Origin of the sequence: Sphingomonas sp. HMP9 (assembly GCF_013374115.1) — a bacterium.
Taxonomy (GTDB): domain Bacteria; phylum Pseudomonadota; class Alphaproteobacteria; order Sphingomonadales; family Sphingomonadaceae; genus Sphingomonas.
This window is the reverse complement of sequence record NZ_AP022673.1, coordinates 2,242,556-2,266,545: the sequence shown is the minus strand read 5'-3', so window position 1 is coordinate 2,266,545 and position 23,990 is coordinate 2,242,556. Positions and strand designations below refer to the sequence as shown.

The 23,990-nt window shown below is 65.2% G+C and carries 19 protein-coding genes; 11 read left to right on the top strand and 8 right to left on the bottom strand.

All coding sequences use genetic code 11. From position 1 onward, the window contains the following. Positions 1 to 91 precede the first annotated feature (91 nt). Positions 92 to 1,195: a GNAT family N-acetyltransferase gene (locus HMP09_RS10025; RefSeq protein ID WP_176500250.1), complete on the top strand. Its 1,104-nt coding sequence runs from the start codon at positions 92 to 94 to the stop codon at positions 1,193 to 1,195. Here HMP09_RS10025 and HMP09_RS10020 read toward each other — a convergent pair. The 4 genes from HMP09_RS10020 to HMP09_RS10005 form a co-directional block, all read right to left on the bottom strand. After that, positions 1,162 to 3,480 (bottom strand): TonB-dependent receptor, encoded by a 2,319-nt coding sequence (locus HMP09_RS10020; protein WP_176500249.1) that lies wholly within the window; start codon positions 3,478 to 3,480, stop codon positions 1,162 to 1,164. The two genes, HMP09_RS10025 and HMP09_RS10020, sit on opposite strands and share 34 nt — an antisense overlap. An 86-nt stretch (positions 3,481 to 3,566) precedes the next feature. Continuing rightward, the gene (locus tag HMP09_RS10015; RefSeq protein WP_176500248.1) at positions 3,567 to 4,829 is read right to left on the bottom strand and encodes an MFS transporter; all 1,263 of its coding nucleotides are present in this window, start codon (positions 4,827 to 4,829) and stop codon (positions 3,567 to 3,569) included. 365 nt (positions 4,830 to 5,194) lie between these two features. Further along, entirely contained in the window at positions 5,195 to 6,262 is a 1,068-nt protein-coding gene (locus HMP09_RS10010; protein ID WP_176500247.1) for an LLM class flavin-dependent oxidoreductase, read from the bottom strand. Then, on the bottom strand, positions 6,259 to 7,152 hold the full coding sequence (locus tag HMP09_RS10005; protein ID WP_176500246.1) for an aldo/keto reductase: 894 nt from the start codon (positions 7,150 to 7,152) through the stop codon (positions 6,259 to 6,261). Before HMP09_RS10005 ends, HMP09_RS10010 begins: the two co-directional genes overlap by 4 nt. Before the next feature lie 70 nt (positions 7,153 to 7,222). Between HMP09_RS10005 and HMP09_RS10000 the strand changes: the two genes are divergently transcribed. The 3 genes from HMP09_RS10000 (at position 7,223) to HMP09_RS09990 (ending at position 10,965) form a co-directional block, all read left to right on the top strand. Next, a complete protein-coding gene (locus tag HMP09_RS10000; RefSeq protein WP_232090869.1) occupies positions 7,223 to 8,284 on the top strand; it encodes a Gfo/Idh/MocA family protein in 1,062 nt (353 codons plus the stop codon). A gap of 43 nt (positions 8,285 to 8,327) precedes the next feature. Further along, positions 8,328 to 9,341 carry a zinc-binding alcohol dehydrogenase family protein gene (locus HMP09_RS09995; protein WP_176500245.1) on the top strand — a complete coding sequence of 338 codons (1,014 nt, stop codon included), beginning with the start codon at positions 8,328 to 8,330 and terminating at the stop codon, positions 9,339 to 9,341. Between the two features lie 241 nt (positions 9,342 to 9,582). Next, positions 9,583 to 10,965 (top strand): tyrosine-type recombinase/integrase, encoded by a 1,383-nt coding sequence (locus HMP09_RS09990; protein WP_176500244.1) that lies wholly within the window; start codon positions 9,583 to 9,585, stop codon positions 10,963 to 10,965. A gap of 88 nt (positions 10,966 to 11,053) precedes the next feature. Here HMP09_RS09990 and HMP09_RS09985 read toward each other — a convergent pair whose 3' ends face one another. The 3 genes from HMP09_RS09985 to HMP09_RS09975 form a co-directional block, all read right to left on the bottom strand. Continuing rightward, positions 11,054 to 11,344 (bottom strand): DUF1488 family protein, encoded by a 291-nt coding sequence (locus HMP09_RS09985; RefSeq protein WP_176500243.1) that lies wholly within the window; start codon positions 11,342 to 11,344, stop codon positions 11,054 to 11,056. A gap of 5 nt (positions 11,345 to 11,349) precedes the next feature. Further along, on the bottom strand, positions 11,350 to 11,640 hold the full coding sequence (locus tag HMP09_RS09980) for a hypothetical protein (RefSeq protein ID WP_176500242.1): 291 nt from the start codon (positions 11,638 to 11,640) through the stop codon (positions 11,350 to 11,352). A gap of 166 nt (positions 11,641 to 11,806) precedes the next feature. Further along, positions 11,807 to 12,466, bottom strand: coding sequence for a hypothetical protein (locus tag HMP09_RS09975; RefSeq protein WP_176500241.1), 660 nt, complete (start codon positions 12,464 to 12,466; stop codon positions 11,807 to 11,809). An 86-nt stretch (positions 12,467 to 12,552) separates the two neighbouring features. Between HMP09_RS09975 and HMP09_RS09970 the strand changes: the two genes are divergently transcribed. Further along, positions 12,553 to 12,840, top strand: a complete 288-nt coding sequence (locus tag HMP09_RS09970) for a hypothetical protein (RefSeq protein WP_176500240.1) — start codon at positions 12,553 to 12,555, stop codon at positions 12,838 to 12,840. Positions 12,841 to 13,224: 384 nt separating this feature from the next. Next, on the top strand, positions 13,225 to 13,746 hold the full coding sequence (locus HMP09_RS09965) for a hypothetical protein (RefSeq protein ID WP_176500239.1): 522 nt from the start codon (positions 13,225 to 13,227) through the stop codon (positions 13,744 to 13,746). A gap of 257 nt (positions 13,747 to 14,003) precedes the next feature. Here HMP09_RS09965 and HMP09_RS09960 read toward each other — a convergent pair whose 3' ends face one another. Then, positions 14,004 to 17,339 carry a TM0106 family RecB-like putative nuclease gene (locus HMP09_RS09960; RefSeq protein WP_176500238.1) on the bottom strand — a complete coding sequence of 1,112 codons (3,336 nt, stop codon included), beginning with the start codon at positions 17,337 to 17,339 and terminating at the stop codon, positions 14,004 to 14,006. A 63-nt stretch (positions 17,340 to 17,402) separates the two neighbouring features. Here HMP09_RS09960 and HMP09_RS09955 point away from each other — a divergent pair, with 63 nt between their 5' ends. The 5 genes from HMP09_RS09955 to HMP09_RS09935 all read left to right on the top strand — a co-directional run bounded on the left by HMP09_RS09955 (position 17,403) and on the right by HMP09_RS09935 (position 23,890). Continuing rightward, positions 17,403 to 18,386, top strand: a complete 984-nt coding sequence (locus HMP09_RS09955) for a helix-turn-helix transcriptional regulator (RefSeq protein ID WP_176500237.1) — start codon at positions 17,403 to 17,405, stop codon at positions 18,384 to 18,386. 173 nt (positions 18,387 to 18,559) lie between these two features. Further along, the gene (locus HMP09_RS09950) at positions 18,560 to 19,678 is read left to right on the top strand and encodes a metallophosphoesterase family protein (protein WP_176500236.1); all 1,119 of its coding nucleotides are present in this window, start codon (positions 18,560 to 18,562) and stop codon (positions 19,676 to 19,678) included. After that, positions 19,675 to 22,305, top strand: coding sequence for an AAA family ATPase (locus HMP09_RS09945; RefSeq protein ID WP_176500235.1), 2,631 nt, complete (start codon positions 19,675 to 19,677; stop codon positions 22,303 to 22,305). Before HMP09_RS09950 ends, HMP09_RS09945 begins: the two co-directional genes overlap by 4 nt. A gap of 605 nt (positions 22,306 to 22,910) precedes the next feature. After that, entirely contained in the window at positions 22,911 to 23,510 is a 600-nt protein-coding gene (locus HMP09_RS09940) for a hypothetical protein (protein ID WP_176500234.1), read from the top strand. A 35-nt stretch (positions 23,511 to 23,545) separates the two neighbouring features. Beyond that, positions 23,546 to 23,890 (top strand): hypothetical protein, encoded by a 345-nt coding sequence (locus HMP09_RS09935; RefSeq protein ID WP_176500233.1) that lies wholly within the window; start codon positions 23,546 to 23,548, stop codon positions 23,888 to 23,890. Positions 23,891 to 23,990: the final 100 nt, after the last annotated feature.

Sequence of the window (23,990 nt, the reverse complement as noted above, 5' to 3'; positions counted from 1 at the left end):
GGACGCGCACAACGCGCGGGCACGCGTTATTCCTACCAATACGCTGAAAAGACCATGCAATCGTAACCTTCGGCGCGGTAGACCGACGCAGATGTCCAGGCCGATGCTCCTTGCCGATTTCGTTTGCCTGCCGCCCGCCATACGCGGCGACGTGGTCGAAGGACTCGCTGCCGCGATCGATACGGTCGCCGAGCGCGGCGCCGCCAGCCACCGCTTCCTGCGCTTCGGCTGGTATGCCGCCGCGCTCGCAGCCTATGGCGGGCACGCCAGGACGCTGGTGGTCGAGGAAGACGGCGCGCCCGTCCTGACGCTGCCGTTCGTCCCCTTCGGTCTGGGGTTCATGCGAATGGCCGCGGTGCCGGGCTGCTACTGGCCGTTCCGCAGCTTCGGCGTCGGGCTCGGCGCCAGCGATGCGACGTTCAAGGTCGCGTTGTCGATTTTGGCCAGCCATGTGAACGCGCTGCGGATCGGGCCGGTGCAGGACGACGACCCTGCGGTGCGCGCACTGGTGAAGGCGGCGCGTGCGCAGGGCTGGGTCGCGATCGATCGCCAGCTGGGTGAGACCTGGACCCTCGATTTGCCGCCGCCGGATACGGCAACCGAGCCCTGGCCGCGCAATTCAACGCTCCGCAAGAATCGCTTTCACGAAAAGCATCTGGCCGAGCATGGCGCACCCGAATGGCGTTTCCTGTCAGGCGCGGACTGGCCCACCAAGTTCGCGGCGTTGGGAAGTGTCGAGGCGGCAAGCTGGGTCGGGCAGGCGGACCGCACCGATCCGAAGTTCGCGCGCGGCGCCCATCTTGCCTTCTGGCAGGCAGCCGCGGCGGACACGGCGCTCGCCACGATGTTTCGGGCCGCGCTGCTCACGATCGATGGCGATCCGGCCGCCTTCTCGTTCGACATCGATACCGGCGACCTGCTCTACGCGGTCGCCAACAGCTACGATCCACGTTTCGCCAAGCAGTCTCCCGGCAAGCTTCTCCAGTGGCGAAACCTCGTCGCCGCGCGGGATCGCGGGGTACGCCGGGTCGACTGGGGATCGGGCGACAGTGGGTATAAACAGGTGCTTGGCGCGCGGCTCGGGTCACCGATCCGCGACTGGCTCCTGCTGAAACCCGGCCTGCCCGCGCTGGCAGGCCGGACGTTCGGCGCCTTCCTTGGTCAGAAGTCCTTGCGTAGCAGCAGCCCCACATAGCGATTGTCGTCGCGCGGCACGAACCGGACGGTGCCGGCGAACGTGCCCGCGGTCAGGAACGACGAATAGGATGTGTTCGTCAGGTTTTTCACATACGCGCGCAGCTGCCAGCCGGACGTATCGCTCAGCACCGCGACGCTCGCGTTCCAGATCGCGTAGGACGGCTGCACCGTGCTCGGCGTCTCGGCGAGCGAATATTGGACCTTGCTGCTGAACGTCACGTCGGTCTGGAGTTCCAGCGCCAGCGTATCGGTCAGCCCAAACTTGTACGCGGCATTCTCGTACAGCTTGATCTTCGGCGCATAGGGGAGCGGCTGGCCGTCGATGTTGCAGCTCGTCGGCGCACCGGTCGGGCAGAGGAAGTTGCGTACCGTCGCGTCGGTATAGGCACCTGAGATATCGAGCGTCAGGCCCTTGGTTGGGCGCAGCGTCACGTCCGCCTCGATGCCGCGCGAGCGCACAGAGCCGGCGTTGATCAACCGGCTGACCTGCGCGCCTGCGACCACGTCGTTGAAGCTCGCCTGATACCCGTCGAAATTCGTCGTGAATGCCGCGAGGCTATAGCTGACGCTGCGATCCGACGTGCTGCCCTTCAGCCCGACTTCATAGGAATTGGACGTCTCCGGGCTCAGTGGCACTTCGTCGAGCGGCGTCGTCGCGTTCAGCGAACGCATGTTGAAATATACGTTGTACGCCGGGCCCTTATAGCCGTGCGAGTAGGTGAAATAGGTCTGCGCGTGTTCGCCCAGATCATACTGGAGCCCAAGGCGATAACTGTCGCCGCGCTTGTCGATGCCGCCGGTCGCGTTGTGATAGGCGCGAACGCCGGGCCGATCGAACGCCGCTGCGCCAGTGTTGAGCGGATCCGCGGTCGAAGTGCGGACATGGTAGAAATCCAGGCTGTCCCACGTCGAGCGATACCCGGCGATGCCGCGGAATTTCGGCGTGAAATTGACGTTCGCCTCACCGAACAGCGCGTAATTGTCGTTGGTGATGCCGTAGTTCGCGACGCCCGTCGTCGTGGTCTGCGCGCCGCCCGCCGCGAGCGACGTCAGCGTGCGCTGATATTGCTCGTCGGTGGTCGCGTGGAGATAATAGGCGCCGACGACGTAATCGATCAGCCCGCCCTTGGGTGACGTTAGCCGCAGTTCCTCGGAGAATTGCTTGGTATTGACGCTGCCCGCATCCTGCCCCGACGGGAAGACAGTCGAGAGCGCGGCGACGCTGTCGTAATCCTGGCGCTGATTGTTGAGCCATTGCCGCCAGCCGGTGATCGAGGTGATATGGTAGTCGCCGAGCGCGAGTTCGCCGGTGAACGATCCGCCGTAATTCTCGTCCTTCACGTCGGTGATCGAATTGTTGTTGGTCCGGCGATTGCTCGGTCCCGCGACGATCGCGTTTGCTCCCAAGGCGGCGGCGAGGTCGGGCGAGTTGGTGACGATCCCGGTGGGGTAGGCGGTACGGCTGCTGGCCGCATAGACGCTGGTCGGGGTGGTATCGTGCGAGTTGAGATAGTCGCCGATGATCGTGAACTTCAGGTCTTCGGAGGGCGTGACGACCAGCTTGCCGCGTGCGCCGTAACGCCGGTAGCCATTGACGTCCTTCCCTTGCACGACGTTGCGGACGTTGCCCTTATAATTGTCGTACAGACCGCCGATCAGTCCCTGCACCTTGCCGGGGACGAGCGCGCCGGAGATGCCGGCCTTGATCCGATATTCCCCGTCCGATGTGATGCCCGCCTCGCCGAATGCGCGGAATTCGTCGGTCGGGTTGCGCGTGACGATGTTGACCACGCCGGCCGATGCGTTCTTGCCGAACAGCGTGCCTTGTGGCCCCCGCAGCACCTCGATCCGCTCGACCTCGCCAAGGTCCAGCGTCGACTGGCCGGGGCGGGTGAGGACGACGCCGTCGAGCACGGTCGACACCGATGGCTCGACGCCCGGAGAGGTCGTGATGGTGCCGACGCCGCGGATGAAGATCGTACGGTCCTTGTTCGACGCGCCGCTCCGGAAGCCAACCGAGGGGATCGTCGCGGCGATGTTCTCGACCGTGTTCAACTGGCGCTCGGCGAGCGATTGCCCGCTGACCGCGGTGATCGCGATCGGCACCGACTGGAGCGTCTCGTTACGATAGCGCGCGGTAACGATGACCTCGTCGCTTTGCGCAGCCGGGGCAGCCGGCGCAACGGCAGCGGGTGCCTGCACGTCCCGCGCAAACGTCGGCGTTGCGAGCGCGGTGCTGGCCACAAGCGCCAGGCCGAGGCGCCGGGTACGTGGGTCGAACATGATTTCCCTCCCAAAATGATAGCGTCTTTTAATTCCCATTCTGATGATGGGTATAAAGAATGGCATTGCGCCGCGTCGTGTCAACTTTAGCGCGCCTCGATCGGTCGCAGCACCGGCAACAGCAGATGGATCCACCCGACCGCGAGCAGGTACGAGACGCTCGCGAACAGGAACAGCGGAAGGTATCCGAGGCCCGCGGTGAGCACGAGTCCCGCGACCTTGGCGATCACCATCCCGCCGACATTGCCGCTGAACGACCCGAACGCCGTCACGCGCCCCAGTTTGTCCTGTGGCACGACATCGGCGATCAGCGCGAAGAGATTGGTCGAGAATGCCTGATGCGCTGCGAGCGTCAGCGCCATTAACCCGATCGTGACCGCGTAGTTGCCCGCATACAGAACCAGTGGGATCGGCAATACGCAGAGCGCGGCGACCAGCAATATGCCTTTGCGCACCGTGTCGACGCTATAGCCCAGACCCAACAACCGCGTCGAAACGCCGCCGCCGAGCAACGACCCGATCGCTGCGCCACCATAGGCAATAGCAAGCGGTACGCCGAGCGCGACGCCGGTCAGCCCGTATTGCCGGTGGAAGAAATCAGGCAACCAGAACAGCAACAGCCACCATGTCGCGTCCGACAGGATTTTGGCCACGGCGATTGCCCATGTCTGGCGGTTGCGCAGGATTGGGCCATAGTCGGGGAGGGGAGCGGCGGCGTCTGTCTCGGTCGCCGTCTCGATCGGGCGAGGCGGGGAGAATGCCACGCGCCGCGTCGCGATCAGCCAGACCGCGGCCCATATCAGCCCGAGCGCCCCTGCGGCGACGAACGTCCCGCGCCAGCCGACCAGCACCGCGACGCCGGGAATCGCCAGCGGCGCCAGGATCGCGCCGATGCTGTTGGCGGCATTGGTCGCGCCGAACCCGCTCGATCGCCAGTTCTTCGGCAGCACCGACGCGATCGTCTTGATCCCCGTCGGCGTGCCCATCGCCTCGGTCGCACCGAGGCTGACGCGGATCATCACGAACTCGCTCATCGACCGCGCCCAGCCATGCGCCATCGCCGCAATGCTCCACGCAACGACGCCGATCGGGTTCGCCCATTTGACGCCGAGCTTATCGACGATCCACCCGGTAAACAGGAACGCAAACGCGGCACCGCCCTGGAACCACGCGGCCAAAGTCCCGTAATCGTCGTCGCTCCAGCCGAGATCGGCGGCGATCGTCGGCTTCAGGACGGAGATGATCTGGCGATCGACGAGGTTGAGGATCCCCGCGGTAACGACGAGCGCGAACAGAAGCGCGCGCGCACGTGCGCTGAGTTGCGCGACGGTCTTAGTAGGCTTGGTCATAAGCTCGTAGCATGGACGACCGGCGCGCAGAGGCTAGCCAGTTTCTCTTCGCCGACCCGGTTATTTGGTTGCGCGGGCAGGAGAGGCTCGCACGCCCTGCGTCACCGCAGATTCGTCCGGCGATCCTCCCGCCCAAGCAATCAAGTCTGTTTCCCCGCGAAGGCGGGGATCCAGACTGGGCTCCCGCCTTCGCGGGAGAACAAGGGAAGGGGCGGGCCACCGGCGAACTACCACCACCACCCCGGCGCAGGCCGGGGCCCAATTGGAAAGGTCGCTGTAACGAAGCGCAGTAGGCAGTTAGCAACGTGCCCCAATTGGGCCCAGGCCTTCGCCGGGGGTGGCGCAATTGGCAGGGCGCGCGCTTCCTAAATAATCAGCGGCCCATGCGAGATCCGCGGCAAGACATGCCGCGCGAACAGATCCGCCTCCGCCGCATGCGGATACCCGGAGAGAATAAACGCATCGATACCCTCGGCCCGGTACGCGTTCAGTTTGGCTAGCACCTGATCCGGATCGCCGACGATCGCCGCCCCGCACCCCGACCGAGCCCGACCGATCCCGGTCCACAAATTAGCCTCGGCATACCCGTCATCCGACCCTTCGCGCAGTTCGGCCTGACGGCGCACGCCGGCGGACTGCGAGTCCAACGACCGCTCCCGGATCGCGTGACCCTCGGCATCGTCGAGCTTCGACAACAGCCGATCGGCGGCCGCACGCGCCTCCGCCTCGGTGTCGCGCACCACGACATGCACCCGGTACCCGAACCGCAACGTCCGGCCATGCTTGGCTGCCCGCGACCGCAGATCCACAATGATCGCCCGCACCGCATCCATCGTATCCGGCCACATCAGATACACGTCCGCGTTGGTTGCCGCTGCATCACGCGCAGCCTCCGACAGCCCGCCGAAATACAGCGCCGGACATTGCCCCGATACCGTCGTCACTCGAGGCGGATCGACCTTCAGTTTCCAGAATTCGCCATCATGATCGAGCGGCTTGCCGTCCAACAAGGTCCGCAGGATATGCATCGCCTCGACTGTCCGCGCATATCGCGGCGCGCTCTCCAGCTTCTCGCCAGGCAGGTCACTCGAGATGATGTTGATCGCTAGCCGCCCGCCCAGCATCCGGTCGATCGTCGCGATCTGTCGTGCGAGTTGCGGCGGCCAGCTCTCGCCGATCCGCACCGCCATCAGCAGCCGCAACCGCTTCAGCATCGGCGCGATCCCCGCCGCGAACGCGGTCGTGTCGATCCCGAGCGCATAGCCCGACGGCAGCAGGATATTGTCGTAGCCCGCGGTCTCCGCCTGCATGACGATGTCGCGGCAATGCTCCCAGCTTGATTTCAGCGCCGCATCGGGCACGCCGAGAAACTCGTAATCATCGTCGCACAGCGCCGAGAACCAGCTGATCTCGCAGGGGGGCAGGTCGTTCATGGCAAATTCTCACCCATCCCGGCCTGCAGCACCGCATACCATTCGGCGCGGGTCCACTCGACCTTGTACGCGTCGGCTGACGCCGCGATCCGCGCCGGGGTCTGCGAGCCGACGATCGGAATGATCCGCGCCGGATGCGCCATGATCCACGCGAGCGTCGCAGTCGCTGCATCGACGCCGTAGCGCGCGCCGTGCTCCGCGAGCAACGTCGCAGCGGGATGGTCACCCTGCGCCAGTCGACCGCCACCGAGTGGCGACCACGCCATTACTGCGACGTCGAGCCGCATCGCCTGATCGAGCGTCCCGTCGAACAGCGGCGCAGTCCGCAGCGGCGAGAACTCCGGCTGCGTGCTGACGATGGGGTGACCAAGAAACGACTGCAACGCATCGAACTCGTGGATGCTGTAGTTCGACACGCCGATGCTGCGGATCTTGCCCGCCGCGATCATCCGGGTCAGCGTCTCGGCCACCTCGTGCGGATGCGTCAGGAAATCGCGACGGTGGATCTGGTACAGGTCGACCTGCTCGATCCCCATCCGCGTCAGCGACGCATCAAGGGCATCGGCGAGATACCCCCCGCTCGAATTATACGGGATGCCGGGACGAATGCCGGCCTTGGTCGCGATCACCATCTTCGCGCGAACGGTGGCATCCTCCGCCAGCGCACGCCCGAACAGCGCCTCCGCCGAGCCGAACCCCGCAGGCACGTCGCAGCCGTAGATGTCGGCGGTGTCGAAGAAATTGATCCCCGCCGATAGCGCAGCGTCGATCATCGCGCGGACCGGCGCGACCTCTCCGGCCAGCCGCCACATGCCCCAGGCTATCGGCGAAACAAGGATTTCGCTCTTGCCGAGCGGGCGGAGGTCGTTGGAAAGGCGGATCGTCGTCATAAGGGCGGCTCATGGCATAGGGAATGACAGCTTGGTAGCCACGATCAGATACGGCGTCGTCGGAACGGGCATGATGGGCGTCGAACACATCCGCAACCTCGCGATCCTGCCTGGTGCCGAGATCGTCGCGATCGCCGATCCGGTCGCGACCTCGATCGGTTGGGCTGCCAAGGCACTGGGCGATGCTCTGGGCGACCGCGCCGCCGGCGTCGCCCGGTTCGACTCGGTCGAGGCGTTCGCCGCCGGTGCCGATGTCGATGCGATCGTCATCGCCGCGCCCAACAACACGCACCGCGACGTGCTGGAACGGCTGTTGGACATGGACGCGGCCATCCTTTGCGAGAAGCCGCTGGCGACGACGATCGACGACGCGCGCTGGATCGTCGAGCGTGCCACGTCCCATGCGAAACCGTTCTGGACCGGCATGGAATACCGCTTCATGCCGCCCGCCGCTGCGTTCATCGAACAGGTGAAGGGTGGGCGCGTCGGCCGGTTGCAGATGCTCTCGATCCGCGAACACCGCTTCCCGTTCCTGCCCAAGGTCGGTGACTGGAACCGCTTCTCGGCCAATACCGGCGGCACGATGGTCGAGAAATGCTGTCATTTCTTCGACCTCATGCGGCTGATCGTCGGTGCCGAAGCAGTCCGCGTCTATTGTTCGGGCGCGATGGACGTGAACCACGTCGATGAGCGCTATGACGGCCAGCGCCCCGACATCATCGACAACAGCTTCACCACCGTCGATTTTGCAAATGGCGTGCGGGCGATGCTCGACCTCAGCATGTTCGCCGACGGTGCCGAGAACCAGGAGGAGATGTCCGCGACCGGCGATGCAGCGCGCCTCGACGTCCTCATCCCCGCCGGCGAGCTGGTCTATTCTCCGCGCGTCGGCTTCCTCAACCCGAAGCAGGTCGAACGCTGCCACGTCGCCGTCGACCCGGCAGCGAAAGCCGCGGGCTCGCACGAAGGCGCGACCTATTACCAGCACGTCGCCTTCGCCGCGGCGGTACGTGGCGAGGGTCCGGTCCAGGTCACCGCCGAGGATGGCTTGCGCGCCGTCGCGATCGGCACCGCCGCCGAGATCAGCGCGCGCGAGCACCGCGCCGTGCTGATGACCGAATTGGGCCTATAGGTTCATCTCCGATAGACCGTCGCCACGCCGAGGAAGTATAGCCATGAAATCGCTGGTTTGCGTAACGCCGGGATCGCTTGTCGTCGCTGACCGGCCGATGCCACTCCGCGAGGACGGCGACGTCCTGATCAGGATGCGTCGTGCCGGGCTCTGCGGAACGGACTACCATATCTATGCCGGGACACAGCCATATCTGTCCTATCCGCGCCTGATCGGCCACGAGCTGGCGGGCGAAGTCGTCGAAGCGCCGACCGGCTCCCGCTTCACGCCCGGACAGGTCGTTACGGTCAATCCGTACGGGGCTTGCGGTCACTGCATCGCCTGTCGTCGCGACCGGCCGAATTGCTGCGTCAACATCGCGGTGCTTGGCGTCCACACCGATGGCGGCATGTGCGAATGGCTCGCCGTGCCCGAAGCATCGGTCGTCGACGCGCAGGGATTGTCGCTCGATCAGGCCGCCATGGTCGAGTTCCTGGCGATCGGGGCGCATGCGGTACGGCGCGCCGCGCCTGCATCCGATGCGCGGATATTGGTCACGGGGGCGGGCCCGATCGGTGTCGCCACGGCGCTGTTCGCGCGGATCATGGGGGTCGCATCGGTCACCTTCCTCGATACGCGTGCAACCCGCCTGGCGTTCGTCCGCGACCGGCTGGGGTTCGAGACCGTCGTGGTCGCCGACGATAGCGCGACCGGGGCGCTCCGCGCGATGACCGATGGCGACATGTTCGACGTCGTGTTCGACGCCACGGGCAACATCCACGCGATGCGCGGCGGCCTGATGCACGTGGCGCATGGCGGCACCTATGTCCTGGTCGGCCTATGCAAGGACGATCTGGTCTTCTCGGACCCCGAGTTCCACAAGCGCGAGACCACGTTGCTCGCCAGCCGGAACGCGCTGTCGAGCGATTTCGATCACGTCATCGCAAGCATACGCGGTGGCTCGATCCCGACCGCGGTCCTGCAGACGCACGCGCTGACGCTGGAGGACGCACCACAGCGCGTTCCCGCCCTGATCGCCGAGGCCGACAGCGTAATGAAGGCCATCATCTCGATCTGACGCGTCGGTCTTCGCGAAGCGTGACGGCCCGTGAATCCCGAGCCAGCGCGGAATCACCGACACCGACCGACGCCGGTGTCCCCGAAGGGGATGCTCGTCACGATCACCAATGTTGAAAAGAATGGTGCTGCCGGTGAGGATTGAACTCACGACCTCAGCCTTACCAATTATCGGATTCGGGTTTCTCTGGCTTACCGTCTGTTACCGTGGGCGGGTTTTCCCGCGGAAAACCGTCATTTAGATGGACGTTCTGTTTCCCTGGCTTGCCGCCGATTTCCATTCGGCTGCTTGCCAGATGATTGCCAGGACGAAGCCATTGCCAACACCGCAGACCGCCGAAACGCAGGTCGACAAGACCGTCACGATCAACAAGCGGTTCATCAACGAGATCACCTTCCCCTCCACCGAAGACGGCAGGCGCGTCCATTGGGACAAGCAGCTCAAGGGCTACGGCATCCGCGTGAATCCGAACCGCACCATCGTCTTCGTGGTGCAGTACCGCATGAAGGCGAAGGGCGCCAAGACGCAGACCTACACGATCGGCAAGTACGGCTCGCCCTGGTCGCCCGACGCCGCGCGGGAGGAGGCCCGGTCGCTGCTCGAGCAGGTCCACCGCGGCATCGATCCCATCGCTCAGAGACGCACTGTGGAAGCGGCGGCGGAGCAAGCCGCGCTGGAGGAGGTGCACTACGAATTCAACGCGTTCGCCGACCGCTACATAGAGGAGCATGTGAAGGCGAACGATCTGCGGAGCCTGTCGGACATCCAAGGCACGTTCGATCGGGATATCCGTCCCTTCTTCCAGGGCAAGTCGGTGCGGCAGATCACCAAGCAGGACTGCAAGGACCTGCGGTCGCAGATCGGTCAGCGCAGCAAGTCTGCCGCCAACAAGGCCCACAAATGGCTGAACGCGGCGTTGATGTGGGGCATCGAGCACGATGGCCTCGAGTCATCGCCGATGCTGGGGCTCAAGCGGCCGTACAAGGAGGGCAAGCGCAATCGAACACTCTCGGAATGGGAGATCGCCCTGCTCTGGTCGGTGTTGCCCCAGCTTGCCTGGCAGTTCGCCATGCACATGCGAATACTCATCCTGACGGGTTTGCGGCTACGCGAGGTGAGCGGCATGACATGGGAGGAGATCGACCTGGACCGAAAGGAATGGATCGTCCCCGGTGCGAGGACGAAGAACAAGCGCGACCATCTGGTGCCGATCCTGCCGGTCTTCGAACGCCTGCTGACGACGATAGAGCCCGACCCCCAGCTCAGGTCAGGATTGCTGCTGACGACCAACGGACGGACGCCAGTGTCCGGATTCAGCAAGTCGAAGGCGGAGGTGGACGTGCTGATCGACTCTGCGCTTCGAGAGAGTGCGTGGCGAACCCACGGCCCCTTCGCCCCGTGGGTTCGCCACGACATGCGCCGTACCCTGTCGACGATGTGCGGCGAGATGCGTGTGCCGATCGCCTACGCGGAGGCGATCCTCAATCATGTGTCGGGTACTCTGGACGGCGTCGCGGGGACATACTGGCTCTACCAGTACGCCCGCGAGAAGCGAGAGACGCTGGCGAAGTGGGAGAAGCGTCTTGAGAAGATCATGAAGAAGCACAAGGTCGCGTTTCCATGACGGTTCCGAGGATCGATCGGGCTGTCCGAGGTCGATCGCTGGGCGCGACCAGTGCGACAGACCGGCAGAACTCGCAAGGATGTCCGCCTCAGCTGTCGAGATCGGCCGATGTGAGCAGTATTGGCGGCTCGCCCCCGAGACGCTTGACGAATTCGCGCAGCGCGATGCGGTGGATGTCGGTCTCGTATTCGACGAATGTCTCCAAGGCCGTTTCCGGATCGACGCCGTCGAGCTCCGGGTTCAACAGTTCCGCCAAGGCGTCGGCCGTGATCAGGAATTCGACCTGGCCCAGGTCCGTCGTGCCAACGAAGCCGACGCAGTCGCGCTCCGCGACCCAATCGTAGTCGCAGAGTTCGAAGCGGACGCTTGGTCGAGACACGACGCTCAGACCGAAGCGTTTCTGGAAGACGGTGGTAGGCGTTCGGCGAGAGTCGCAATGCCGTCGCCGACGAATGACGTCAGCGACACGCCGTCGACCTGGACGGGGCGTTCGGCGGTCAGCGTAGCCGCGGTCCGGTGCTCGGAATCGAGTTCGAGCCACGCCCGGACCGCGCCCTCAAGGCTGGTCACTTCGGCGACATCCTCTTCGCCACGCGGGACGTCCTCGAGAGCGGCGCTCATCCGCCAGTCGATATCAGGGGTCTTGGCGGCCTGACCCCATGTCGCTTCCGTCATGTCGTACTCCCTTGTCACGCGAAGGCCGGACGATCACGCTGCTTGGCGACCGCCGGCCCGCCTATCCTAGAGAAAGGCCCGAGCCGCCGAATAGTTCATTGCGTCGACATGCTCCCCATACGCTGAGGCGCAGATCGGCCGTCCGTCCGTGCGACCCAGAGGCTCGTCAGCGTTTCCCCGAGGCGGCACGCGGCTCTTCCTCATGACCGCGGAGCCGATCCAGCGACGCTCGCAATTCCTCGTCACGGGGAGCTAGGCTCAGTAGGGCACCGATGATCCGTGGCATGAACACCCTGGCGTCCAGGACGATCGATGCGGGAGTGGATACGGCCGCAGCAAGCCCAGCGACCCCTTTCAGGAGGGTCACCGGAGCGAGGTCCAGCGCCGAGGCGCCGTCCCGAACCCCTCGGCTGCCAAGCGACGAGATCGCGTTTCCTGCCACGATGGCGATCGGTCCGGTGTCCTTCGACGCTGGATACCGGTTGGAGATCCGATCCGGCAGGGCGCCCCTCAGCCCTTCGAACGCGAAGACCCTAAACCTGTCCCAAGCCTCGGTGACGTAACGCGCCGCCAACGTCGGCGGCATGTGGGCATCCATCAGCGCGAACGCCACGGCGAGTTCCGAGACGTCCCGGAGGTCGTACTTGAAATGGACGTTCGGGTCGGTCCGGGGCTTGCTCGGCACCCCGAGCGTCGAGAGCACACGAACCCTTGGAGTCATGGCCTTCAGTCCGTCCTGGGGAATGCGGAACGCGAACGAAAGCATGTTGAACGCCGTGGCACGCGAGAACAGGAATTCCGGCACAGGATCTCCGAAGTTGACCAATCGAGCGCTTTCGCTTGACGCAAATGGAAACGAATGACAATAGCCGGAAAGATGCTTGATCGGTCAACTTGAAGGGAGGCTTGGGAATGATACGTGGAACGTCCATCAGCGCGCGTCCCTTGGCCCAGGTAAGCGCGGCTCCTCCGTCGCCGACCCACACCGAGGACCGGGAGATCGAGCGCCTGCTGACGTCCGCTGAAGGGAACTCCTTTCTCAGACGCGCGCCGGGCTTCCTCGAGAAACGTCGATCGTCGGGCATCGACTCCCCGCGATACATTCAACGGATCAAGTTCGGCAGTGTAAGATACCGCGTGTCCGATCTGCTCGAATGGGAAGAGAAGCACACGCATCTGGCCACGAGTGACTTCGGATGATCGACAGCCGACCGCCGGATGGCCATGCCGCCGATCCGAGATGCCATTACAGATAGGCTTAGGCCGGGCCGCAGGCAGCGTCGCGGTCGTCCCGCTCCAAGCCGGCGGCATCATCACCACCGTTCGTCATTCCCATGAAGTGCCTCGATGCCGCAACGGCACGATCGGGCGAGCCGTCTTCCGAAGAAGGTTGGGCGCGGCGCTCGGTCCCAAAAACCGGAAGTCGCACCCCCCACGACGCATCGGTGCCGACCGAACGACAGGCCAGCAGGCCGTCCTTTCAGAAAGTCCCATAAGCGCCGGCAGGCACCGTCCTGATTTGTCCGGAAATGAGTGTTCCTCGCAAAGCGTGGGGAAAATTTAGCTCAATAAGGACAGAGACAGATGACCAGCGTCAACAACCAGCAGATCGCCGCCAACTACATGGGCGCCGTCGCCCACCTGCTGAGTGGCCGGCCCGGCCGCGATCAGGAATTCATCCAGAAGGTCCAGGTGATCATCAGCGGTTCCGTTCCGCATGCCATTCAGCTGCTGTCCTTCGCCCAGACCGTCCGGCGGACCGGCCGCCCCGTGATCTGGATCTGCCACTCGAAGGATGCCCCGCACGTGCCCTCGATCGGCCTCGTGGCGATGGTCGGCGAGCAGGCCTTCACGATCGAGAACTGCATGCTCCATATGGCAGCAGCGGGCGATCGCGCTTGCCTCATACCGGACAACTTCAAGTTCGGCGCCTTCAAGTTCGACGACGACCTCCGCTTGCGCCACATGCCCAAGGCGCCCGCGAGGACCCACAAGTCGGCCACGGCATCGATGTCGCGCGCCTATAGCCGCCTTCGGGACATAGAGGCTGAGCAACGGAGCCGCGGCGACGTCTTCCCCCTGCCCGAACTCGCCAAGGCCGCATAGCCATCGGTTCCGCCGGGCCAATTCGTTGGTCCGGCGACATGCTTCGTCAGGTTATGACGGAATACGCTTCGTTCGAAACTTCTCTCTCAGCGTAACGGGATTTCGCACGAAGTTGCTAAATATCCCTTGCGAAACATGGTGAATGGCGTCGGCGCCGACATCCCGGCGAGCTGTCGACGAAGAATAGGAACCGGCTATCTGGCTTGCCATCGCGCATCCTGCATGACCCAAGGTTGTCCGATTGCACCGGGGGATCATCAGAAGCCGTCACCACCGTGTTCGCGAAGCATGCAGAGGGCGTTGACGAGCATCATCTCGGGAACCGTCCGGCACGGAGTCTCGAGGAGAAGCGGGCTCGCGAACACGACCGCCGAGACCTGCGCGCGAGACACCGCGACGTTGATGCGGTTCAGCGAGAACAGGAAGGCAATGTCGCGTGGCAGTTCCTCGCCGCTCGACGTCGTCATCGAGACGAGGCACACGGGTGCCTCCTGGCCTTGGAAGCGATCGACGGTGCCTACACGGACGGCTGCGGGAAGTGCGGTCCGCAGCGCGTTCACCTGCGCGTTGTACGGCGCGACCACCAGGATGTCGCCGTGGCCGACCACGCGCTCCACACCGTCCCGTGCGCGGTAGGTCGATCCGACGACCTTGGCGATCTGGGCCCTGATCGCCTCTATCTCCTCGGGACTGACCTGCGAACGGCCGAGATGCGGGACCGGACGCACGCCCGCGCCGACCAGGGAGACGCCGTCCACGGTGCGCAGATCCTGTCTTGCCGCCGCATCGTCGGACAGCAGACGGTCCTGGTACACCGCGCCGGAGATGAAGCTGCACACAGCTGGATGCATCCGGCGGCTCACCGGCATGAAGATGCCGCGGTCCCCCGGCACCACGCGATGCCCGTCGATGAGATACTCCAGGCAGGACTCGCCGCTGCGTCCGGGGTGCGTTCCCTGAAGGGGCTGCGGCAACTGCATCGGATCGCCGACGAGCACGAGGTTCCGCGTGGAGCGGGACATCGCGAGGATGTTCGCGAGCGACACCTGCCCCGCCTCATCGACGAAGAGGTAGTCGAACGCCGGCGCGGCATAGCGCGCGAAGTGCCAGGCCGTCGCGCCGACCACATGGGCGGCGGCGATCTCCGGCGCGTCGTTGTCGGAGACCAGGACGATGCCGGGATGGGCGTCGTCATCGCCCTCGTCGGCCGCCTTCTGCACGACGCGGCAGTTCACGCCCTCGCCGGATGCCCGGGTCGCAACAGCCTCGAGCAGGTTGCCGATCGCCTTGTGACTGTTCGACGAAACGGCGACGCGCTTGCCTGCCCGCACCAGGTCGACGATCGACAGGGCGCTGACGTAGGTCTTGCCGGTGCCCGGTGGTCCCTGGAGCGCGAGCGTCGTCCGATCCATCGCGGCTATCGCCGCGCTGGTCTGCGTCGGCAGATCGCCGTCGGGATCGACGATGCCCCCGGGCCTCGGGCCGTCGTCGAACGACGGCGACTGCCGCGTCAGCAGCTGTTCTACGGCGCGTGCCAGCCCAGTGTTGCCGATGATCTCGTCGGTCACCGCAGCGATCGCGGTGCGGAGCGCGCCGTTGGCGATGGGCTTCGACGGGATCAGATCCAGCGTGTCGGGGAGGAGACCCTTCGCGATGGACCGGCGGAGGACGAGCATCCCCGCCTCGGCGTCCATCTGACGAAGGTCGACGTCCTCGGGCATCGCCGCCGGCTTGACGCACGGCTTCTTACCGGCGCGAAGCTTCGTCTCCTGCACCGGGAAGCTGTAGGTGCGTTCAAACGACTTCGCCGTCACCTTCACCGGCGCCCCGACGGCCACGAGCCCCTGGATGCAATCAAGGTCGTCGACCAGCTCCTCGCTCTCCTGCGCCAGCCGATCGAAGATCGCCCACCACGCCGGCTTGTCCTCGCGCTTGTGAAAGAAGGCGAGGTCCAGGAGCAGGTCGGCGACATCGTCGCCCAGGCGCAGGCGGACGGGTTGGAGGCGCTGACGCAGCGTCTCCACCTCTGCGTCCTCGATATCGACGTTCAACAGCGCACCGGCGTCCGGCACCTCGCCGAGCTGCGGCCACGGCATGCCGCCTAGACGCACGTCGCGGACGAGCCAGTCGCGCAGCAGCTGGGTCGAGATGCAGTCGGTCCGGTTGTAGTCGTAGATTTTGGCGAGCAGCTCGTCGTCGCCGGTCTCGCGCCAGTTCTCGTAGAATACCACGCTGGCGCCGGCGGAGGCGACGTCGGCGTCGCGCTTCTCCATGTAGAAGGCCTCAAGATCCTTGATGGAATATCCCTTCTCGGACGCGATCAGCGAACCCGCCACCACTTTGAACAGATCGACGAAGCGGCGTTCCCGCTGCAGCTGATCCATCGCGGCCTCGCCGACGCGATGCTCGGCGGTAAGTCGGCGTAGCGCCGCGATCTCGTAGTTGGCGTAGTGGTAGATCCGCGCCCTTGGGTGGCGTCGAAGGTGTTCGACGAAGAAGTCGAGGAGTTCCGCGACCGATCGGCCCTCCGCCTCCCGGTCGTGCGCCCAGAACGCGCGGAAGGTCCAGTCGCCGTGCTGCCGGAACCAGACACCGTGCAGATACTCGAGGCCGCCTTCGTAGTAGGGATCGCCCTCGATGTCGTAGAACAGGTCGCCATCGTCTGGCTCGGGCAGCAGGCCGAAGCCCTTGCCGGGCTGGTAGTCCCGCAGTTCGAAGCCCGGCAGCCCACCGGCGCGGCGCGCCATCTGCAACCTGGCCTGGGTGCGCAGCCGGTCCTGCGTGTCCGCCGAGAGCTTGGGTACGCGCTCGTCGATCGTCGCCAGCTCGGTCAGCGTGGTGACTCCAGCCGTCTCGAACTTGCTGCGCTGCGACTTCGTGATGCCCGCCACCAGCGACAGGCTGTCGGTCCGTTCCCACTCTTCGCGACAATGGTCCTTCCAGCGACACAGTGCGCATGAGGACACCGGATCCGATCGGGTCTCGGGCCGCTCTTCCAAGAATTTGCCGAAGACGCCGCGTGCATGACGCGCATAGGAGGCAACATCGGCCAATCGTACCGTGAAACGGCTGCCATCACCCAACTGGAGGTGAGCCGCTTCCGGCCTCACACCCTGAACGTCGGCCAGCAAATCGGAGTAGAGAGCCAGCTGAAGGACGTGCGTCGGATCGGGCTTGCGCTTCAGCTTGGTGTCGACAACCTCGTAGGACCATGCGCCGAGCACGGACGGGCGATCCACGCGTTCGAGGAAGTCCGAGTAGCCGCCCCAAGGGCCGCCGAGCATCGCGCCTTGGAAGATGATGTCCGGTCCGGCCAGCATCGCCTCGCGGGTCAATTCGACCGACCTCTCCAGGGAGACGCCGTCCCTGGGGATCTCGACGATGGAACGACCGGACGCCCGGAGTCCTTGGAGAAACGCCAGTTCGTGGGCGTCGCCCTGCCGCTGGAGCAGCGCCGCTTCGTCCCTCTCGGCGGCCGGGACGATGTCGCCGACCTCCATCAGTCGGAGATCAAGCGTCGTTGCGTGGCGACAACCCTTGAACCGCATCAGGTCGGAGGCCGATAGCCGCAACTGTCCGTCGAGCAGGCGCATTTTCCAGTCCCCTTCGGCTTTCCGATATCGTATATGGGTGACAAATTCTGTCGGGGAAGAGTCGTGTCGTTCGCGAAGGCGCAGGAACTGCTGAGGCTGGCGATGATGGCGACCGGTCGGCGAGGCGTGACGCTCGACGACATCGTCGCGGAGTTCGGGTGCTCGGAGCGTACGGCTCAGCGCATGACCGCCGCGTTGCAGTCCGCCTTCGCACAGACGGACTACTGGATCGGCGACGACCGGCGAGCCCGGTGGCGGATACCCGCCCGGCACATAGCGCACCTGCTGACACCGTCCTCCGACGAGCTCGTCGCCCTGGCCGAAGCGATTTCGCTGCTCGACCACGCCGGCATGAAGCAGGAGGCCTCCCGCGCCCGCAGCCTCGAACGGAAGGTGCGGGCTCTCATCCCACCGGAACAGGGCACGCGTCTCGACGTCGACAAGGAGGCTGTGCTCGAGGCGCTCGGTCACGCCGCGCGCCCTGGACCCCGGCCCGCCGCCGACGAGGAGGTGGTCGAAGCGATATACGACGCCTTGAAGGGGCCGTGCCTGCTCCGGATCCTGTACCGCAGGCGCGACGAGGATGATCCCAGCGAACGGGTGGTCGCGCCACATGGTCTGCTGCTCGGCGTCCGTCGCTACCTTGTCGCGCGCGACACGGCGAAGGGTCCGAACGCGAAGCTGCAGCACTACCGCGTCGAGGAGATCTACTACGCTGAGGCGCTCGACCAGACGTTCGAGATCGATCCGGCCTTCAATCTGAAGAGCCATGCCGAGAAGGGCTTCGGTTCCTGCGAGAGCGAGAAGGAGCACGGCGAAGTCATCTGGCGATTCCGGCCGGACGCCGCGGCCCATGCCCGTCGCTACGTCTTCCATCCCACACAGAAGACCGAGGAGACCGTCGACGGATCGCTCATCGTACGATTCGAGGCCTCCGGACATCTCGAGATGACTTGGCACCTCTACGCGTGGGGCGACGCCGTTGAGGTGCTGTCTCCCGAACCCCTCCGGGAGATGGCACCTCTACGCGTGGGGCGACGCCGTTGAGGTGCTGTCTCCCGAACCCCTCCGGGAGATGGTCAGTGGCTTCCGTCGTGCCTTTACGGCGTTGCCGTAGCGGATCGGTTCACGACGGAGTTGCTAGAATTTTCGAGCATGACAGAATCTGACACCCATATGTGAAACGACGTCGGATCGATACGGAACGGATTGGTGACCTCATGAAGATGATCCACACGGCCGATTGGCAGCTCGGCAAGCCCTTCGCCCGCTTTCCGCCGGACGTTCGGAGCGCCCTGAACGAAGCCCGGCTCGACGCGATAGACCGGATCGCGGCCGTCGCGGCGGGCACCGGGTCCAATCATGTCGTCGTCGCCGGCGACGTGTTCGACAACGTGGATCCGGGCGATCGGATCGTCGGGCAGGCCGTCTCGCGCATGGAGCGGGCCCCCGTCACGTGGTGGCTCATGCCCGGGAACCACGACCATTCGCGCGCCGGCGGTCTGTGGAGCAGGGTCCGACGTCTGGCACCGGCGAACGTCCGCATCGTCGACACGCCCGAGGCGGTCGAGATGGAGGAGGGCGCGTGGCTGCTGCCGGCACCGCTCGAACATCGCAAGACCGTCCTCGATCCCACCGCCGCGATGGTGGACATGGCGACCCCGCCGGGGTCTCTCCGCATCGGCCTGGCGCACGGTTCGATCACCGAGTTCGGCGCGACCGGTGAGAGCTCCAACATCATACCGCCGGATCGGGCGCGCTCGGCCGGCCTCGACTATCTGGCTCTTGGCGATTGGCATGGCTTTCTCGCGGTGGGCGATCGCACCGCGTACAGCGGCACTCCCGAGACCGACCGGTTCGGACGGGACGAGCCGGGCGCGTGCGTCTCCGTCGACGCACGTGCCGGCGACGCGCCGGTGTTCGAGCGCGTCGAGACCGGCCGCTTCCGATGGCTTTCACGACGCTGGGAACTGGCGACGGTGGAGGATCGGGAGCGTGAACTGGGAGCGCTCCGCGACGAGGGGCGCCTCTCGGACGTGCTGCTTTCGCTCAGGCTTGGCGGCGTCGCCAGTCTGGCCCAGCGCGTCGCTATCATGGCGACGATCGAAGGTCGCGTCGCGCACGAACTCCGACACCTCGACCTCGATGCGGAGGGCTTCATCGCAAAACCCACCGTCGAGGACGTCGCCCGGATAGACGTGCAGGGGGCGCTCGCCGCAGCGTCCACGACGCTCCAGGAATTGGCTGACGGTGGTGGGGTGAACTCCCATGTCGCGTCCGCCGCGCTCGAAAGGCTCTATGTCGAGGCGATGCGGTACGACGCGGAGGCGGCGCGATGATCATCAGGTCGCTCGAACTGGCCAACTTCCGCAAGTTCCGCGATCCGCTCCGGATCGAAGGCTTCACCGATGGTCTGAACATCGTCGTCGAGCCCAACGAGATGGGCAAGTCCACGCTTCTCGAAGCGCTGCGCGCGGTGTTCTTCATCCGCTATTCGACGAAGAATGACCTGACCCGATCCTTCCTGCCGAAGGGGGACGACGTCGCTCCGCGCGTCGCCGTCGGCTTTGAGGTGAAGGGGGAGGCCTGGACGCTCGAAAAGCAGTTTATTAGGTCGCCGAGCGTGCGGCTCACCGGAGCGGGCGGCCGCCGCGACAGCGAGGCGGCCGAGGACGCCCTGCAGGAGCTCCTCGGCTTCGAGCGTGGAAACAACAGGAGCAGCGACCACGAGACGCGAGGCCCGCTCGGCATGCTCTGGGTCGAGCAGGCCAGCGCGTTCGCGGTCGAAAGTCCGAACCGCCTGGTGCGCGACACCGTGCGCGGCGTGCTTGAGGCCGAAGTTGGCGCGGTCACGGGAGGCCGACGCTTCGACGCCATCCGAGGCAATGTCGAGACTGCGTACCTGGCATTGCGCACGGCGGGAAACGGTAAGTCGAAGGGAGAACTGGCGGCCGCCGAAGCCCTGGTGACGTCGACCGCCGAGGCGCGCCGACAGGCGGAGACCGTCTTCCGCGAGTACGAGCAGTCGCTGACCGAACTCGATACCGCAAAAGCGCGGCTGAAAATTGTCCAGCGCGATCTCGTCGATCCGGAAACGGCGGAGGAGCGACGCAAACTCGTGGCGGACCAGAAGGTCGCCGAAACGGCGGCATTGCGATCAATGGCCGCGGAGGCGGAGCACGGGCGAGCCGACGAGGTGGCGAAGACGGCGGCGGCGCGGATCGAGCGTCTCGACTCGGTCGAGCGTCGCGTGGACGAGGCCGGCATCGCTTTGGGTCTGAAACAGACCGCGAAGGAGGAAGCGCAGTCGGCGTTGGACACGGCGAGCGACGACGAGAAGTCCCGCAGATCGACCCTCAACGAGGCTCGCGCCGCACGACGGATCGCGGACGACGCGGTCATGGCCGCCAACGAACGCGTTCGCGAGTTCTCGACCGCCGCGGCCGCACGACGGGCGATCGACGCTCGCAACGCCCTCACTGGCCTCGAAGAGCGCGAGCGCGATCTCGCCGTCGAGTCCAAGGGGGCAGTCGAAAAAGGCGATCTCGAGAAACTGGCGACGCTGGAACGGGCCGCGATCGAGGCACAGGCCCGGTTCGATGCCGGGACGGTCAAGGTCGAGATCGACCTGGCCGAAGGGATGGATCTCAGGATCGACGGCGAGCCGAGCGACATCTCGGGCGCCGACGTTCTGACCGTCACCCGCTTCGAGATCGTCGGAGCCGGCACCATGACAGTGACGCCGCCGCAGGGCTCGGGGCGGTCCATCGACGTCGAACTGGCGGCTGCCCGTGACGAAGTGGCCGCAGCCCGCCAAACGCTTGGGGTGGATTCGCACCCCGCAGGCGTCGCCAGGAACGAGCGGGCCGCCGCCGCGACGCGCGAGCTGAAAGCCCTTCGGGCTCAGATCGCTGCGGCCTGTCCGGGCGATCCCACGATCGGTCTTGGTCCGGGAGCCGATGCGCTGCGCGCCTATGTCGCCGAGTTGGGTGACGGGGTCTGCGGCGGAAGTTCACCGGTGGACGACGTCTCGGGACTCGAGAGGGGATCGGCGGAAGCCAAGCTCGCGGAGGCGACCGCGATGGGGCGGCACGAGGAAGCGCGCTCGGCGCTGTCGAAGGCCGAGACCGCGATGGCGACCGCGGCCGCCGAGCTCGCCTCGGCGATACGAGAGTCCGAGGCGGCTTCGGAGAATGTCCGGGTCGCCCGCGAGGTTGGAGACCGGGCGGCGCTGGACGCCGCGCTCGCCGAAGCGCAGCGCGAGCGCGCGACGAAGTTGGAGGGATGGGAGAAGGCCCGCGAGGGATCGCAGGCGTTCAATCTAGAAGCGATCGCGCGACGCACCGAGAACATCGACCGCTCGACCGTTCGCGCCGGACAGGAACAGCTCGAACTTACGGCGAAGATCGCTTCGCTCGAGGCTTCAGTGGTCCGGGAAGGGACCTCCGGGCCGGCCGGTCGCGTCGCCGAAACGCGCGAGCAGGAAGAGGCCGCGACCTCGAAATGCGAACGGCTGCGGGCGGAGGCGGATAAGTTGGAGCTACTGCGTTCCACGCTGACGCAGGCCGCGAAAGACGCTTCAATGACGTTCCTCGGCCCGGTCACCAGGCGGGCGGCGGGATACATCGGGCAGCTGCTGCCGGGATGCCAACTGTCGTTCGACGACGGGCTTGGCCTGGCGGGCGTGACCCGGGCGGGCATCGACGAGACGTGTGGGGACCTCAGCAAAGGCACTCAGGAACAGCTCGCCATCCTGACGCGCCTGGCGTTCGCGGACATGCTGCTGGACGACGGGGCGCCGATCTCGCTGATCCTCGACGATCCGCTCGTGTATTCGGACGACGCACGCCTGGAGACGATGACCGACATCCTCCAGGAGGCGTCGAAACGGATGCAGGTCATCCTGCTGACCTGCCGCTCGAAGGCGTTCCGGCATGTCGCTGCCAATCGGATCACCCTACCATGAGCGAAGCGGACGATCCCGTTCCGGGGAAGGATCGATAAGCCCGATCACATTCTCAACCTCTCGCTAAATCGCATCGGCCGCGACGGAGCCCGCCAACACCGGCAACGCCGTCTCTAACTGCGCCTGATCCAGTCTGCTGACCGCGCTCGACGACCGCGGAGCAAGTGCGCGAGGACGGACCCCGCGCGGCGAGGGTCTACAATGCCCACCCCGTGCAGGCGTCCCTCTTTCGGGGCGTGGTGGAGCGTCGCGTCGAAGGCTCGTCCCTGTAACATTTCCGAAAGGCTCCGGGGGCTAGTTCATCGGAGACGGGTATCGAGATTGATTTGATGACGGCCTGTCCAAAGTGATGGAAGCGAGGTGTTACGTCGTTGCATTCGAGCGGGTGGATCGGATCAGATGAGAGATCGGCGCTCCGAGGCGGATGATCTTCTATAGGACATCGCCTTCCCGTCCAATACGGTCAAGCAGAGTTCGGCGCTTCCAGTGTTGCATGGCGGTAACTCTGACTGATGTAGAAAACGGAGTCGATCAAGCCAAAAGCAATACGTAGTGAGGTACGTGGCATGTCAGCGAAGAATGATCCGACGCCAGCTAGGATGTACATGGTCCGCTTCGAACAGCAGGACATCGATCCGGAGCTCAAGTCCGAGATGGACGCCATATTGTCGTGTGCCAACAACACCCGGCGGGGTTTGGATATGCTTGGCGAATTCTCGTTGGCGCCCGCAAGGCACGGCTCCGATCACGGCAATTCCCTGCATATCCGCGCGGTCCCGCTCTCCGACGCCGAAGAGTGCGAATTCAGGTTCGACATGCAGTTGCAATACAACAAGCGTGAACCAGTCAGGATCTGGGTGGAACGCCTGCTGGAAGCCGCGGCGACGTTCCGCGACCTCGCTCAGCGGGAAGAAGGGTCGCGATCTCTACGGCGACTGATCGAGGAGGCGATCGCCCCGGTCGCCGGCGGGCTTCATCCCGCCCGTCTGATCGCGATCGGGTTGAAAGTGTCCGACGTCTCTCCCGGCTACCTGATGCTGGCCGATATCGAGACGCTCGGTGAAAATCTAAGGATGGGCATTCATCGCCATCGCGTTGACGACGTCGGGGTGTTCGGGTCTGAGTTGGCGGATCTGGTCGCCGATCACGCGGAGCGCAAACGACTGCGCTGCTCGCGGACGTCTGTGGATCGGTCGGCTGGATAGATGACGATGCTCTGAACCTGGTTGACGCTTCGTCGATGTCGCGATCCGATCTGGTCGCTCGCCTCAACGATCGGCCGGCCATCGATTTCCAGTTCGGTGGCGGCGACGGCGATGACTATGTCGGCGAGCTCGTCTGGGACGAAGGTGTGATCAGATGTCTCGTCGGCGAGTGGGCAGCGGGATGGACCTTCGACCGTTCCGAATTCATCCTTCGCAAGTGCGTGCTACCGGACACGGTGCTCGTCGCCTGGCATGGGCGTCGCTTCGGCGACCTGATCGAGCACCCGCTCATTCCAGGCGACGCAGTCGTGGTTCGGGCAGAGCTTACGGACGATACACTTCACGTCGACCTGGAGCTCGCTGAGCAGCTGCTAAAATGAAGCGTCTATCGCGAGGGCGGTCTGCTCGAGCTCAAGCGCCGGCTTCGGACATGACGCTAGGATCAGCTGTCCAGCATCACACGACGTCGACACCTCTTCT

Coding starts and splice junctions, on each gene's coding strand:
- HMP09_RS10025 (WP_176500250.1), top strand. CDS start 92: ATGTCCAGGCCGATGCTCCTTGCCGATTTCGTTTGCCTGCCGCCCGCC.
- HMP09_RS10020 (WP_176500249.1), bottom strand. CDS start 3,480: ATGTTCGACCCACGTACCCGGCGCCTCGGCCTGGCGCTTGTGGCCAGC.
- HMP09_RS10015 (WP_176500248.1), bottom strand. CDS start 4,829: ATGACCAAGCCTACTAAGACCGTCGCGCAACTCAGCGCACGTGCGCGC.
- HMP09_RS10010 (WP_176500247.1), bottom strand. CDS start 6,262: ATGAACGACCTGCCCCCCTGCGAGATCAGCTGGTTCTCGGCGCTGTGC.
- HMP09_RS10005 (WP_176500246.1), bottom strand. CDS start 7,152: ATGACGACGATCCGCCTTTCCAACGACCTCCGCCCGCTCGGCAAGAGC.
- HMP09_RS10000 (WP_232090869.1), top strand. CDS start 7,223: ATGATGGGCGTCGAACACATCCGCAACCTCGCGATCCTGCCTGGTGCC.
- HMP09_RS09995 (WP_176500245.1), top strand. CDS start 8,328: ATGAAATCGCTGGTTTGCGTAACGCCGGGATCGCTTGTCGTCGCTGAC.
- HMP09_RS09990 (WP_176500244.1), top strand. CDS start 9,583: ATGGACGTTCTGTTTCCCTGGCTTGCCGCCGATTTCCATTCGGCTGCT.
- HMP09_RS09980 (WP_176500242.1), bottom strand. CDS start 11,640: ATGACGGAAGCGACATGGGGTCAGGCCGCCAAGACCCCTGATATCGAC.
- HMP09_RS09970 (WP_176500240.1), top strand. CDS start 12,553: ATGATACGTGGAACGTCCATCAGCGCGCGTCCCTTGGCCCAGGTAAGC.
- HMP09_RS09965 (WP_176500239.1), top strand. CDS start 13,225: ATGACCAGCGTCAACAACCAGCAGATCGCCGCCAACTACATGGGCGCC.
- HMP09_RS09960 (WP_176500238.1), bottom strand. CDS start 17,339: ATGCGCCTGCTCGACGGACAGTTGCGGCTATCGGCCTCCGACCTGATG.
- HMP09_RS09950 (WP_176500236.1), top strand. CDS start 18,560: ATGAAGATGATCCACACGGCCGATTGGCAGCTCGGCAAGCCCTTCGCC.
- HMP09_RS09945 (WP_176500235.1), top strand. CDS start 19,675: ATGATCATCAGGTCGCTCGAACTGGCCAACTTCCGCAAGTTCCGCGAT.
- HMP09_RS09940 (WP_176500234.1), top strand. CDS start 22,911: ATGGTCCGCTTCGAACAGCAGGACATCGATCCGGAGCTCAAGTCCGAG.
- HMP09_RS09935 (WP_176500233.1), top strand. CDS start 23,546: ATGTCGCGATCCGATCTGGTCGCTCGCCTCAACGATCGGCCGGCCATC.